The organism is Streptococcus equinus, from assembly GCF_049393805.1.
GTDB classification, from domain to species: domain Bacteria; phylum Bacillota; class Bacilli; order Lactobacillales; family Streptococcaceae; genus Streptococcus; species Streptococcus equinus.
On sequence record NZ_CP185763.1, the window covers coordinates 1,899,797 to 1,914,894 of the forward strand.

Consider the following 15,098-nt stretch of genomic DNA (forward strand, 5'->3'; position numbering starts at 1 on the left):
ATGCTAAAACTCAACCATTTTTCACTAACTTATGACCAGCCAATCTTAGAAGATATCAATTTAAGTTTTAAACCAGGTGAAATTACTGTTTTAACAGGGAGTTCAGGTTGCGGAAAGAGTAGTCTTTTGAAGGCGATTAATGGGGTAATTCCTTATTTTCAGCCTGCTAAGTTATCTGGTGATATGACTTATGATGGAAAAAGTTTGCTTGATTTGGATATGGCAGAAAGAAGTTCTTTAGTTGCAAGTGTCTTTCAAAATCCTAAAACACAGTTTTATGCAGTCAATTCAACAGATGAAATGGCTTTTGCGCTTGAAAATCGCAATATTTCTGCCAAAGACATTTTTGATCGTATCAACTATTACACGGATTTATTAGAAATGCAGGATTTGCTTGACCGTGATATTTTTACTTTATCAGGTGGTGAGAAGCAATTGCTTGCTATTACCAGCGTTGCTTGCATGGATAATGACATTTATCTCTTTGATGAACCGTCGTCATCGTTGGACCGTGAGGCAATCTCTCGCTTTAAACGCGTTTTGATAAAGCTTAAAGAGCTTGGAAAAATCATTATCATTGCTGAACATCGACTTTATTACCTGAAAGACTTGATGGACCAGTTTGTCCTTATTTCTGACAATAAAGCGCATGTTTATCCGATTTCAGCGGTTAATGATGACTTGATTCAAGCGAAAAATTTGCGCGCATTGACAGAAATCAGCAAATCTGAGCTTATCAAGATTTGCTCGTACCAAAAACAATCAAAATACTCTTCAAATCAGGCAAATGGCAAGTTGATTTGTCAACGTTATAGCTATCAACACGACGACCAGCCAAAGAAAATTTTTGATTTCAATCTAGGTATCGATCAAGGCATTAACTTTATCATCGGGAAAAATGGTATCGGGAAAACAACTTTTTTAAGATGCCTATCGGGGTTAAATAAGAAATTCAAAGGAAAAACATACTACGATAAGAAACTCGTCAAACCAAGCTATAAATGGCTAAGTGAGGTCGTTCAAGATGTGAATTATCAGCTTTTTACCGAGTCTGTCTGGTCCGAAATCTCTCTAGTTAGTGATAGTGACCAAGCTAAAAAAGATGCTCTAACGCAGTTTGGCTTAATCAGCAAGCTAAATAGACATCCGCAAAGCTTATCTGGAGGCGAAAAACAACGTTTATTACTAGCTATGGCAAAAGCTTCCAATAAACCAATTATTGTCTTAGATGAGCCAACAAGCGGCTTATGTCATGGTCAAATGAACAAAATGATTGAAGACTTACAAAAAATGGCGAAAAACGGAAAAACGATTATCGTCGTGACGCACGATTATGAATTAATCAAGAATTGCAAAGGCAATATCATTGAGCTTGTCGAATAAAAAAATTCCCGCAGTTAAAAGCTGTGGGATTCTTTTATGTGTGAAAAACGATGAATTCGCTTACAAATACTAAAAATCAAGTCTAAAAAACCAAAATAGAAGGTATTTTTAGCAAATTTCATGATCAATGACACGAAGAAAAGCCAAAAAAACGCCTAAAAACGGCATTTTAAAAGCTAAAAATGCGAAAAAAACGATAAAAAAACTTAAAGTAGGTAAGCTATAAAACCTAAAAAACAGATAAATCGTCAAAATTTTACCTTATAAAGGTTTGCTAAAGACAATTTACCATTTATCCAGTGAAAATTTTTTCGAAAAAAATTTTGAGCATGAGAATAGGAAGAATAAGTAGTCAATAAAAACTAATGAGCAGAAAAACGCATAAAATCAAGTGTTTTTGACGATAATATAAATTTAATATAAATCAGCTCTTTCTAAAATTTTCCATAACATCTTTCCGAAAAACTGTAATTTTCTTGAAAAACAAATCGGTCTATGATAAACTACTATTATAAAGACATCTGTGGAGATTTTTAGATGAAACGTGAAAAATTACTTGAAAAAATTGATGAATTAAAAAAAATAATGCCCTGGTATGTCCTTGACTATTACCAATCAAAACTTTCTGTGCCATATAGTTTTACAACCTTGTACGAATATCTTAAGGAATACAGACGATTTTTTGAATGGATTCTTGAATCAGGAATTTCAAATGCTGAAAAAATTGCTGACGTTGAGTTAACAACTTTAGAACATTTGTCTAAAAAAGATATGGAATCCTTCGTTCTCTATTTGCGTGAACGACCTTCGCTAAATACCTATTCAACTAAGAAAGGGGTTTCTCAGACCACTATCAATCGCACGTTATCAGCGCTTTCAAGCCTTTTTAAATATCTAACAGAAGAGGTTGAGGATGAAAATGGTGCCCCCTACTTCTATCGAAATGTCATGAAAAAGATTGCAACTAAGAAGAAGAAAGAAACTTTAGCTGCTCGTGCTGAAAACATCAAAGGAAAGCTATTCTTGGGAGATGAGACGATGGCGTTTATCGAGTATATTGACAAAGAATATCAGAATAAGCTCTCTCACCGTGCCCTCTCCTCCTTCCAGAAAAATAAGGAGCGAGATTTAGCTATTATTGCACTTCTTCTTGCTTCTGGTGTCCGTCTTTCTGAAGCAGTTAATCTTGATTTAAAAGACTTAAACCTCAATATGATGGTTATTGAAGTCACTCGTAAAGGTGGAAAACGAGACTCTGTTAACGTTGCTGCTTTTGCTAAACCATATCTCGAAGAATACTTAAAAATTCGTGCACCTCGTTATAAAGCAGAAAAACAAGATCAAGCACTATTTTTAACAGAATACCGTGGTGTTCCAAATCGTATTGATGCATCAAGTATTGAAAAATTAGTAGCTAAATACTCACAAGACTTTAAAGTTCGAGTGACACCCCACAAGCTACGTCACACTTTGGCAACAAGATTGTATGGGGCTACTAAATCACAAGTACTCGTCAGCCACCAATTAGGGCATGCAAGTACACAAGTTACTGACTTATATACCCATATTGTCAATGATGAGCAGAAAAACGCTTTGGACAAATTATAATATTAAACCTGGTCAATCAAAGACCAGGTGTTTTTACAGAAAATAAAACTAGAATTTGTATTTTACATAAATAAAAATATGTATTTTATTGTCACCTTTTAAAATTACTTTTCCAAAAAACATTTTGATAAAAATAAAAGCAGGACAAATAGTCTTGCTTTTATTTTTGAGGTGTAATGAAAACTTGAGTTCCTTGGTCGATTTGACTTTTGATAGAAATATTTAAATTAAGACTATCTAAGACTTGTTTCGTCATGTAAAGACCAAGACCAGTTGCTTTTTGATGTTCGTGACCATTAAAACCAGTAAAGCCTTCTTCAAAAATTCGTGGCAAATCTTCTTCTAGTATGCCAATACCATTGTCTGATATTTCAATACAACCTTTAGATATTTGAATAGAAATCTTTCCGCCATCTTTTGAATACTTAATGGCGTTATCAATAAGCTGTGTCAGAGCAAAATTTATCCATTTGCGATCTGAGTTGAGTTGCCAATCACCATTAACTTCTACTGAAAGATGCTTTAGTAGACAAGAAACGCGGTATTTTTTTACAATTTCAGTTACACAATCTTTAACTGAAATTTTTTCAAAACGAAAATCATCTTTATTCTGATTAAACTTCAAATAGTTTAACAGAGTGTATAAATAATTTTGGAGTCGATTTAGTTGTTGTTCAACCTCTTTTTGTTGAAGTTGATTTGTTTGAGCCATAAGAGATAATGCTGACAAAGGGACTTTCATCTGATGCGACCACATTTTAATCAGATCTTGGGTGTTTTCGATTTGTGTTTTAAGATTTAAAATCTCAGTTGCCTGTTCTTCTTTTTGCTTAAAAATAATGTTTTTAAATGCTTCTTCAGATGGCAAGTTAAAGTCATCTAATTCTTTTACATAAATAAATTGTTGTAAAATTACTTGTTTTTTCTTAAATTTACAGTATTGTCGTATACTGATGAAAATCAGTATTGTAATATTAAGGCTAAAACTGACTTCAAAATATGCCAGTGGTAAATGAAATAGGAAAAATGTTATTAGAAACAGACTTGCTAATATAGCATAATTCAAATACCAAATACTATATTCTTTAAAAAATTTTTGGATCATTTTAGAAGGTACCCTACTCCTCTCACGGTATGGATGCGATCAAAGCCAATTGGCTGCACTTTTTTACGTAGGCGTGTCATGTTAACACTCAAAGTATTTTGGTCGATAAAACTTTCGTTCTCCCATAGTTTTTCTAGCAATTCTTCTTTTGGGACGACTTGATTTTGACGCTCAAACAAGATGCTTAGGATTTTATTTTCTGTTGGAGAAAGATTAATTTGCTCGCTTCCATTTGACAAAATACCATCACGTGACAGTGAAAACTCATCAAGTTGATAGTTATCAGAAGTGAACTGGTATGCTCTACGCAAAAATGCTGAAATCTTGGCATCCAAAATAGTTAGAGAGAATGGTTTAGAGATAAAATCATCTCCTCCCATGTTAAGTGCCATGACAGTATCCATTTCATCATCGCTTGAAGAGATAAAAATAATAGGTAAAGTCATGGTTTTACGGATTTCGGTCGTCCAGTAAAAGCCATTAAAGTAAGGCAGTGTAATATCCATCAAAATAAGATCTGGTTTTATTTCTTCAATCTCTTGCTTAATAGCACGAAAATTGTTGACACTAAAAACGTCGTAGGATTTAGCTAAGTGCTGCTTTAGCAAAGTTACAATGGTTTGATCGTCTTCGACAATATAAATTTTTCCTTGTTTCATATTTTCAATTTTAGCAAAAAATGGTCATTACGACCATTTTTTGCTGAACTTTCTTATCAAAATTTTTTTGGAGTTTTTATTTAAAAGAGTAGTTTTATGATTAGCGCTCGATTGCTTTGTAATATGTTCGACTAGTAAATTTATAGATTAAGAAGTAAATGATAATGAGGCTTAGTATTGTAATACCACTCACAATAATCATACTTGAGCCAGTTACACCAAAGAGTAAGAGCATTTGTTTTAACATTGTTGACGCAAAGATAAAGTGCACAATTGCAACTCCAAGTGGCATGAAGAAAACAAGTAAGGTTTGTGAATTGATGGCTTTTTTCACCGCTTCTTTACTCATACCGACTTCTTGTAAAATCTTGTATGATTTTTTATCTTCGATTCCTTCTGTTAATTGTTTATAGTAGATGATTAGGGCGGCGCCAAGTAAGAAGCTAAGGCCAAGTAAGAATCCTGTAAAGAGGAATCCTCCAGTAATAGCATACATTTCATTTCTGAAGTTTTCTTTCGTTTCAACGATACCTTGAACTTCTTGATGAACATCATCGTCAGGCAATACCAAATCTTTAGAGATTTGGCTAACTTCATTTTTTGTCAAATTACCATAGGCAATTAAGTTCTCTTGCATTGGCATATGATGCGCCTTAAAAAGGTTCTCAACTTCTGTTAATTCTGAATCACTACTAAAGATGATGACACATGGATTGTAAGAATTTCCGAATTCTGGGAATGTTGCTGACTTGAAGTTTTTAACATTTTTAAATGTCTTATCAAATAAAGTTAATCTCTCAAGTTGGCTATCTCCTTTTTGTTTGAAAAAAGCGATTTGACCGTCTTTTAGTATTGGAGTATCATTCCCTAGCGCTCTGAAATCATCTTGTGTTGTCATATAAACAGATCCAAATGCATTGATATTAGGATGTTTAACATCATTATCTGTAAGTTTCATTGACTTTTCTGTCGGAACAGAGAAAGCTGCCATATCGGATTGATAAGTTAGAAAATCATCATTTGATTTTCCGAGTTTATCACTAACTTGTCTTTTGAGAATATCAGTGAAATCACCTTCAGTGAGTGTTTTTGAATCGTCATTTGAGTTAATGTAATTAGTTAACGTAATCTGTGTATGTTCAGGAAACAAGGTATCAAGTTGATTTTGTCCACTGACGTACAATGACGTTGTTGTCGCAATCGCTACAAAAGACATGATGGCAAGTAACGTGATATTAGCTAGACCAACTGCATTTTGTTTCATTCTGAAAATCATTTGTGAAGTTGTTACAAAATGTTCGGGCGTGTAAAAATATTTTTTATTTTTGCGACGATGTTTTAGGTACCATGCCATAAAACTAATGTAAAAGAGATAGGTACCAATAATGACTAAAACTACTGCGATAAAGAAACGATATACAACTACTAGCGCAGCTATTTTTTCAGAAGTTACTGATAGATAATAACCAGAACCGAGGCAAATAAGGCTGAGTAATGCAAAAATGATATTGCCTCGGGGTTCTTTTTCACCTTTTTCTTGGCGTTTAAACAAACTAAGAGGTGATGAACGATGAATGGTGATGAGGTTTACGATTTCTAGTAGGGCAAAAATTACCGCAAATGCAACGATATTTAGGATAAATGCTACAGGTGATAAAGACAAAATGAGCTTATCATAATGTAACAGGTTGACAAAGATGAGGTAGAAAAGCTGAGAAAAAATTGCGGACAGCACACTACCTAGTATGATAATACCAATGAATGACAGAATTAATTCAATCGTTGATACTAAGCTAACCTGCTTACGATTCATCCCTAAGATATTATATAGACCAAATTCTTTACTTCTCTGCTTTAACAAGAAATTGTAACTATAAATTTCCATGATGATTGTGAAAATCATTAGGACAATAATTGCAAGACCAAGAACGGAATTGCTATACTGCATGTCATCAGAGACTGGACTGTAAAGAATCAATAGTGTAGAACAATCTAGAATAAACAGTACAATACTTGCTAGTAAAAATGGGGCAAAGATGTTAAATGATTTTTTGAGATTTGACCAAGCTAATTTAGCATAGAACATCTTACTCACCTCCTAGAAGGGCTGTCATCGCGAGTGAAATGTCTTTACTGAATTCTTGATTGGTTTTATTTCCACGGTAAATTTGGTGGAAAATACGACCGTCTTTGATGAACAACACACGTTTGGCATGGCTTGCTGCATTTGCTGAGTGAGTTACCATAAGAAGTGTTTGACCATCGTTATTGATTTCTTCAAAAAGATTTAGTATATCTTCTGAATTTTTGTAGTCTAGTGCTGCTGTTGGTTCATCAGCTAAAAGAAGTTGCGGATTTGTTATCAAACTACGAGCGATAGCAACACGTTGTTTTTGACCACCAGATAGTTCAAATGGACGTTTTTCAAGCAGCTCTTCTATGTGTAATTTAGGAGCGAGTACTGCAATGCGTTTTTCCATTTCTTGATAGTTAACACGCCCAAGTACTAAAGGCAAAAAGATATTATCCTTAACAGACAATGTATCCAGCAAATTAAAATCTTGGAAAACAAATCCTAAGTTTTTTAAGCGAAAGTCGGCTAAGTTACTTTCTTTTATTTTTGTAATTTCTTGACCATTTAGGAAAACTGATCCGTTTGTTGGCTTTTCAAGTGTTGCCAAAATATTTAACAAGGTTGTTTTACCTGATCCGGATTCTCCCATGATTGCGATGAATTCTTTTTCATCAACCTTAAAATCAACGTCTTGCAGTGCGCGCGTCACTTCTTTTGAAAAGCGCGTGCGAAAAACTTTCTCTAAGTGATTGATTTCTAGTAACATAATTTCTCCTTTGTTTCATTATAGCTTTTTTATTTTAGGAACTCTACTTCTGCTTTTATTTTTCAAGTCTTTTTTGGTGGTCTTCTACCACTCCAGTACCAAAGTGCTAGGCTAGCTACTCCTCCTACGATGATTGATAGAATTGTTATTAAACTATAGCATTCAATCATAATAATCTCCTTCTTCTACTTTTTAATGCCAAGTGCATAGAAAATGATATAAATGATGGAACCTAAAAAGAGCAACATAAGCCAAACAATAAAAGTATTCCATAAAGTGATGTGTTTTTTGATATTATCAGCCATACTGCTACTCCTTCTTTCTTGACATCTTTATTTTATCGAAAACAAAGGCTCTTATTCTTACACTTTCAGGGAGAAAACTTACAAAAATGTAAGAAAAAAGTCCAAGACTTTAATAGTCCTGGACTTGTCATTATAGCTGACTAGCGATTTTTTTGAGGTAGTCGTGACTTTCTAGTTGCTCAACTGGGTTTGTCAGATCTTTTAGATTAATTTCATATATGCTACTTGCCTTTTCATTAAAGAATGGCAGAGCTTTCGCCCAATCAACTTTTCCATGCCCGAGCGTCAAGCTGTCATGTGTTTTTCCAAATGAATCTACTAAATGATAATGAACAATGTTATTTTTCAAGACTTTTAGAGATTCTTGCAGGGCTTTGTTGTCACCATGAAGAAAGATAAAGGCATGAGAAATATCATAAGCAAGTTGATAGCCCTTTTTAGCAATAATTTGGTCTAATTCTGGATTACCATATGAATATAGTATTGAAATACCATTTTCAAAAATAATACGACCATGCCCAATCTTACAAAGATAATCCATGCGAGAAAACAAGTATTCTCTTGCTTCTTCAATGCTTTTAAATGGTTCTAACAAATCTTTTTCTCGAAGTTCGTATGAACCATGAACTAAAACTTTACAATCGTATTTTTCAGCGATTTCTAACAATTTTTCTGTTGAAAAATCAATAAATTCAACTAATTCAGCGTTATTTGAAGGGTGTGCGACAAGTTCTAAAAAGCGTCCATGATATTTCATAGGATGATGAAGTACGATGGCTTTAATGCCAGATTTTCTTACGGTTTGAACAGCATTTTCGAGTTGTTTAAGCCCTTCAGGCGTAAAATCATTTTCACTTGTGAAAAATTCAAAAACATCTGGCTGATATTTCAAACGTGTCATCATTTGTTCTGGATTGCAACTTGCTTTTAATCCTAATTGAATTGGAAACATTGTGCACCTCCTCTTTGATTAATAGGTTTAAACGTTAAGGTATTCTTCTAAGTCTTTCAAAGCACGTTCAGCAACTTTTTCGTAACGTTCTTTTTTATCACGGATACGTGGTCCTTCAAGCTCTTTAACGATTCCAAAGTTAACGTTCATTGGTTGGAAATGTTTGCTTTCAGCATGAGTGATGTAGTGAGGCAATGCACCGATAGCTGTTGTTTGAGGGAAGATAACTGGTTCTTCACCCTTGAAACGACGCACAGCATTAATACCAGCTACAAGACCTGAGGCAGCAGATTCTACATAACCTTCAACACCTGTCATTTGTCCAGCGAAGAAAAGATTTGGATTTTGACGTGTAGCAAATGTTTCTGTCAAAAGATTTGGAGAATCCATGTATGAGTTACGGTGCATAACGCCGTAACGAACAAATTCAGCATTTTCTAGACCTGGAATCATGCGGAAAACACGTTTTTGTTCACCCCATTTGAGGTGTGTTTGGAAACCAACGATATTAAATAGGCTACCAGCAGCGTTATCTTGGCGGAGTTGAACAACGGCATATGGTGTTTTAAATTCACCGTCACGTGGACCTTTGTAGTCATCTGGATATTCGAGCCCAACTGGTTTCATAGGGCCGTAAAGCATTGTTTTAATGCCACGTTTTGCCATCACTTCGATTGGCATACAACCTTCGAAGTATTTTTCTTTTTCAAATGAATTAAGCGGAGCTTCTTCAGCATTGACAAGAGCTTCGTGGAAAGCCATGAATTCTTCTTTTGTCATTGGGCAGTTAAGGTAAGCAGCTTCCCCTTTGTCATAACGTGATTTAAGGTAAACTTTATCCATGTCGATAGAACTTTTATCAACAATTGGTGCTGCCGCATCGTAGAAATAGAAGCCGTCGCCGCCGTTTAATTCGTGGATTTTTGCAGCTAAGGTATCTGAAGTAAGTGGTCCACTAGCGATGACTGTGATAGCATCATCAGGAATTTCAGTGATTTCTTCACGGATAACTTCGATAAGTGGGTGGTTTGTAACTTCATCAGTTACCATTTGTGAAAATCCGTCACGGTCGACAGCAAGAGCACCACCAGCAGGCACACGAGTGCTTTCAGCAGCTTTCATGATAACAGAATCCAAGCGACGCATTTCTTCTTTCAAAAGACCAACAGCATTTGTTAAACTGTCACCACGAAGTGAATTTGAGCAGACAAGCTCAGCGAATTTATCAGTTTTATGCTGCGGAGTTGGTTTAACGCCGCGCATTTCGTAAAGTTTAACTGGAATACCACGCTTAGCAATCTGATAAGCAGCTTCAGAACCAGCTAAACCAGCTCCAATAACGTTAATGTATGATGATTGAGACAATATACTAATACCTCCAAAACGACGCCAAAATGACTAAATAAGCCAATCTACCATCGCTTCCAGACATGGGGATTTCCCATATCTGAATCTTTCTATTTTTAATACTTGACTATCATAACATAAAATCATTGAAATACAAACAAATATTTAAAATGATATACGTAATTAAAGTTATGTAAAAAAGACTAAAACAAACAAATCCAAGCAGCTAGCAAAACACTTAAAATACTAAATAGTGATCCAATCAAATAATATTCTGCAAATGTTGGACTTTCTGAAATTTTATTATACCGCGCAATAGATTTTGCTGTAAATACTAAACCGATTGAGGCGAATTGATTAAAAATGATACAAATACTCATTACAATGCGTTCTAATAGTCCGATAGTAGCTCCTGCTCCTGGAATAGTATCCATTTTTTGATTGTCTTTTGGTTGATATTTTTGAAAGAAAATCTTAAAAAAGACATTAGTCGGTTTAGTAATCAATACAAGAAACAAAATCATATTGAGCATCTGTCCTATTTGTTCACTCGCTATGAGATTTACCGCAGGGTTATTTTTCACTAGAAAAAGAATAATTGCTATATGAAGCATCTGGTCCAAAAGAAAAGTTAGCATGTCGCTTAAGCGCAACCAACTAGATGCATAAGATTTTCCAAAATCAATAAGAGCATGACTAAAGAGAATAATCAAGCTAATCATCCAGAGGTTTGGTAAAAAACAAGTCACAAGAATTAGTGGGAACGCAACGCCAAATAAGTGAATCATTAGATATTTCTTATCCGTATTTTTACGGTCTGCGACAGTTTGACTTTGAAGTTGAAAATCCGATAAAAAGTGACAAATCAATAGTAAAGTCAGTGTAGGATTTTGGATTAAATAGTGTGAAAGTCCTGTAATTGGCATTAATCTAGTTCCTCTCCGATGTGTTTTAGTGCCTGTAGTGCAGCATTTCGAGCACGTAAGTATATTTTGATGTTGCTGCTTTTTAAGCGTTTTGAAAGAGCGCTAGTTGATAATTCTAGACGTTTAGCTAACTGTTTTTGGTCAAAGTGCTCATCATATATTCCCATACTTAGAAGTTCTTTTAAAACCATTTCCTGACTTGCTCGCCAGTCAGATTTGATAGCTTCGCTGCTTGCAATTAAGGTGTTGATGATACTAATTTTCTCATCGTTGTCAGAATAAACAGCGATTTGCGTGTTACCGTAGTCATTTTTTTGATGAATATAATTAATTGCTTTTCTAGCATGCCAGTAAGCTGGACCATCTGCACCAATACTTAGTTCCGGGTTGATGTCTGTTAAAATTTTTCCTAAACCAATTCCAAACCGTACTTGATAAGGCTGCATAGCTAGATTGATACGATCAATGATTTGAAATAGTGGAGCATCAAGGCTAAGTAATCCTTGAAATTCATCACCAAGTGTAATAGAGAATTTGGATACTAAAACGGCTTGATATTCATTATTTAAATCATTTAAGCAAGTTTCTAACGTTTTTTGGACTTGATAGCGGTTATTAATTTTTTTTGAATCAATAATATCGCCAATTACTGCAAAATAATTCATAGGCCACCTCTCTTATAGGTCTATTATAACAGACTTATCAAAAAAAGTCTGTTATAATGGAAATTTTTAAAAAAGTCCATTATAATGACAACAAAAATGCATAGAAAAACCTTGCAAAAGGAATTGCAAGGTTGATTGTTTTATTTAACTTTTGCTTCTTCGTAGTCGCATTCTTCATTGCTGCAGACGACTTGTTTACCGCCGCCACGGATTTTCTTCTCAACAAGGAATTGACCACATTTTGGACAAGAACGTCCGACAGGTTTGTCCCATGAAGTGAATTCACATTCTGGGTATTTGTCACAACCATAGAAGATACGGTTACGTTTTGTTTTGCGTTCGATAACTTGACCTTCACCACAAGTTGGACAAGTAACACCAATCTCTTTCGTGATAGCTTTCGTGTTGTGACACTCAGGGAAATTACTACAAGCGTAGAATTTTCCGTAGCGTCCAAGCTTGATAACCATTGGATGTCCGCAAACATCACAATCAAAACCAGCAGGTTCATCTTTGATTTGAATCTTTTCGATTTCTGTTTCAGCTTTTGCTAGTTCTTTTTCAAATGGTTTGTAGAAAGCATCAATAACTTTTTGCCATTGTTCTTTACCTTCTTCGACTTCATCAAGCTTACCTTCCATATCGGCTGTAAATTTGACATCAACGATATCAGGGAAGAATTCAACGATTAGATTATTAACAATTTCACCGAGTTCAGTTGGCTCAAAACGTTTTGAAACCAAACGAACATAGTAACGTCTTTGGATGACATCAAGTGTTGGCGCGTATGTTGATGGACGACCGACTCCATTTTCTTCCAATGTTTTGATAAGAGTTGCTTCAGAATAACGTGCTGGTGGCTGAGTGAAGTGTTGTTCGGGATTTGTAGAAACTTTCTTAACAACATCACCTTCAACCATATCAGGTAGCATTTTATTTTTATCTGAGTCGTTGTAAACGGCTAAATAACCGTCAAATTTAACTTTACTACCATTTGCTGTAAAGCGTACACCATTTTGTTCTAAATTAACTTTCATGGTATCAAAGACAGCTGCAGTCATTTGACTTGCAACAAATCGATTCCAAATCAGTGTGTAAAGTTTTAATTGGTCTTTATCTAGGTGTTTGGCAATTGATTCTGGTGTCAAATTAACATTTGAAGGACGAATTGCTTCGTGGGCGTCTTGTGCACCAGATGCATTTTTCACGCGGCTACCATGTTTAGAATAATTTTCGCCGAAACGTTCAGTAATAAAGCTTGCAGCATCATTTTGGGCGACAGGACTGATACGTGTAGAGTCAGTACGCATGTAAGTAATCAAACCTTGTGTACCACTCTTACCGAGGCTGATACCTTCGTACAATTGTTGAGCGACCATCATTGTCTTACGTGTACGGAAGTTGATTTTGTTAGCAGCATCTTGTTGAAGAGATGATGTTGTATATGGAAGTGGTGCATTACGACGACGTTCTTTCTTTTCAACTTTGGCTACATTAAACTCATCACTAGTAAGTCGAGCAAGAACTTCTTGAACATCTTCATTAGTGTTAAGTTTTAATTTTTTGCCGTCAATACCATAAAAAGCAGCTTGGAATTTTTTAGTACCTTTTTTGAAGAATCCATCGATTGTCCAGTATTCTTCAGGTTTAAAGGCTTTGATTTCATTTTCACGGTCAATAATTAATTTCAGTGCTACAGATTGCACACGACCAGCAGAAAGACCTTTTTTAACTTTTTTCCAAAGCAGTGGTGAAATAGAATAACCCACAATACGGTCAAGCACACGTCGTGCTTGTTGAGCATCTACCAAGTCCATATCAATTTGACGTGGTTCGACAAAGGCATTTTTGACAGCATCTTTAGTAATTTCATTGAAAACAACTCGGTTTTTGTCGTTTTCATCAAGACCTAAAATATGTGCTAAATGCCATGAAATAGCTTCTCCTTCGCGGTCCGGGTCACTTGCGAGATATACTTTTTTAGATTTTTTAGCTTCTTTTTTCAAATCATTAATCAAAGGACCTTTACCACGAATATTGATGTATTGAGGTTCATAGTTGTTCTCAAAATCAATAGACATGCTAGATTTTTTCAAATCGCGGATATGACCAACTGAAGCGACAACTTTATAGTTGCGTCCTAGATATTTCTCAATTGTTTTTGCTTTAGCTGGTGATTCCACAATAACCAAGTTTTTCTTGGCAGCTGTTTTTTTCTTTGTTGTTTTTTTACTAGTTTTTTTTACAGCTGTTTGGGCTTTTGTAGTAGTCGTTGCCATAAGCTCACTTCCTATCAGTAATAAACTTATAACATGATACCCCGCTTTTTAAAAACTGTCAATAAAAAAGTTGTATTTAATAGAAAAGATTTTGAAAAAAATGAATAAAAAAACGCTTTCAACCCTTGCTATGACAGCGCTTAGCTAATTATCTGAAAAATCCATATAGGGTGCTTAATAATTATAATTGGTATTCTGAGAGGACATCCATGCCTGATGTAATGCATTTTGCTCCTTCCTTTATCAGGTGATGGCAACCGTCGGATTTTCCATCCAAGATATTTCCTGGAATTGCAAAAACATCTCGTCCTTCTTCCAGTGCTCTCTCACAAGTAATTAAACTACCTGAACGCATTTTTGCTTCTGCTACAATAACGCCTTGAGACAATCCCGCAATGATGCGATTGCGTTCTGGAAAGTGGAATTTTAGTGGAGCCTCTCCTACTGCGTACTCACTTAGAATTAGGTGATTTTTACCTAGATATTCTTGCAATAGCTTGTTTTCTTTAGGGTAATGAACGTCTAAGCCACAGCCGATAACAGCTATAGTTGCTCCGCCATTTTTTAACGCTGAAATGTGTGCACTTGTGTCAATTCCACGCGCCAACCCGCTAACAATAACAAACTGATTTCCGAGTTCACTAACAATCTTTTGAACAGATTTTGTTCCTGTTTGAGAGGCTGTCCTCGCTCCTACTACTGCCATTTTTGGACGTTTAAGCAAATCTACGTTGCCTTGGTAAAAGAGCAAAACAGGCGGATTATAGCAATTCTTCAATTCTATTGGATATTCATCGTCTAGTATTGAAATACTAGGATACTGGTTGAAAACTTTGCGTAATGATTTACTATCAAGAGACTTGTATTTTTCCATGAAAAGAATCGGATTCTTACACTTTGAAACTACAGCCATATCTCTCAGGGACAAAGATTTTTCTTGTTTACTCTGATAATCCAAAAGAGCTAGAATATTAAGATTAGTCAGTCCTGCTTGTTTTAATTTAAATAATTCAAAATTGTTCATTTTAT

At 35.1% G+C, this 15,098-nt stretch carries 12 protein-coding genes; 2 read left to right on the forward strand and 10 right to left on the reverse strand.

Annotated features, from left to right (window positions below; translation table 11 throughout):
- Together ACN0NP_RS09380 and xerS are read left to right on the forward strand one after the other, a co-directional pair.
- Window positions 1-1,383, forward strand: coding sequence for an ATP-binding cassette domain-containing protein (locus tag ACN0NP_RS09380; protein ID WP_423217252.1), 1,383 nt, complete (start codon window positions 1-3; stop codon window positions 1,381-1,383).
- A gap of 537 nt (window positions 1,384-1,920) precedes the next feature.
- Window positions 1,921-2,991: a tyrosine recombinase XerS gene (xerS, locus tag ACN0NP_RS09385; RefSeq protein WP_423217253.1), complete on the forward strand. Its 1,071-nt coding sequence runs from the start codon at window positions 1,921-1,923 to the stop codon at window positions 2,989-2,991.
- A 160-nt stretch (window positions 2,992-3,151) separates the two neighbouring features.
- Here the strand turns inward: xerS and ACN0NP_RS09390 are convergent, their stop codons facing one another.
- From ACN0NP_RS09390 to dprA, 10 genes are all read right to left on the reverse strand, one after another.
- Window positions 3,152-4,096: a sensor histidine kinase gene (locus ACN0NP_RS09390; protein WP_423217254.1), complete on the reverse strand. Its 945-nt coding sequence runs from the start codon at window positions 4,094-4,096 to the stop codon at window positions 3,152-3,154.
- Window positions 4,093-4,755 (reverse strand): DNA-binding response regulator, encoded by a 663-nt coding sequence (locus ACN0NP_RS09395; RefSeq protein WP_024344090.1) that lies wholly within the window; start codon window positions 4,753-4,755, stop codon window positions 4,093-4,095. Before ACN0NP_RS09395 ends, ACN0NP_RS09390 begins: the two co-directional genes overlap by 4 nt.
- Window positions 4,756-4,855: 100 nt before the next feature.
- Window positions 4,856-6,841 (reverse strand): FtsX-like permease family protein, encoded by a 1,986-nt coding sequence (locus ACN0NP_RS09400; protein ID WP_423217255.1) that lies wholly within the window; start codon window positions 6,839-6,841, stop codon window positions 4,856-4,858.
- Between the two features lies 1 nt (window position 6,842).
- Window positions 6,843-7,595, reverse strand: coding sequence for an ABC transporter ATP-binding protein (locus tag ACN0NP_RS09405; protein ID WP_033152622.1), 753 nt, complete (start codon window positions 7,593-7,595; stop codon window positions 6,843-6,845).
- Window positions 7,596-8,030: 435 nt separating this feature from the next.
- Window positions 8,031-8,852: a sugar phosphate isomerase/epimerase family protein gene (locus ACN0NP_RS09410; protein WP_423217256.1), complete on the reverse strand. Its 822-nt coding sequence runs from the start codon at window positions 8,850-8,852 to the stop codon at window positions 8,031-8,033.
- Window positions 8,853-8,879: 27 nt separating this feature from the next.
- Window positions 8,880-10,217, reverse strand: coding sequence for a methylenetetrahydrofolate--tRNA-(uracil(54)-C(5))-methyltransferase (FADH(2)-oxidizing) TrmFO (gene trmFO, locus ACN0NP_RS09415; protein WP_045797924.1), 1,338 nt, complete (start codon window positions 10,215-10,217; stop codon window positions 8,880-8,882).
- 185 nt (window positions 10,218-10,402) lie between these two features.
- Window positions 10,403-11,125 (reverse strand): DUF3307 domain-containing protein, encoded by a 723-nt coding sequence (locus ACN0NP_RS09420; RefSeq protein WP_423217257.1) that lies wholly within the window; start codon window positions 11,123-11,125, stop codon window positions 10,403-10,405.
- A complete protein-coding gene (locus ACN0NP_RS09425; RefSeq protein ID WP_287969094.1) occupies window positions 11,125-11,790 on the reverse strand; it encodes a SatD family protein in 666 nt (221 codons plus the stop codon). Before ACN0NP_RS09425 ends, ACN0NP_RS09420 begins: the two co-directional genes overlap by 1 nt.
- A gap of 140 nt (window positions 11,791-11,930) precedes the next feature.
- Window positions 11,931-14,069: a type I DNA topoisomerase gene (topA, locus tag ACN0NP_RS09430; protein ID WP_024344084.1), complete on the reverse strand. Its 2,139-nt coding sequence runs from the start codon at window positions 14,067-14,069 to the stop codon at window positions 11,931-11,933.
- Window positions 14,070-14,250: 181 nt separating this feature from the next.
- Window positions 14,251-15,093, reverse strand: a complete 843-nt coding sequence (gene dprA, locus ACN0NP_RS09435) for a DNA-processing protein DprA (RefSeq protein ID WP_423217258.1) — start codon at window positions 15,091-15,093, stop codon at window positions 14,251-14,253.
- Window positions 15,094-15,098 lie beyond the last annotated feature (5 nt).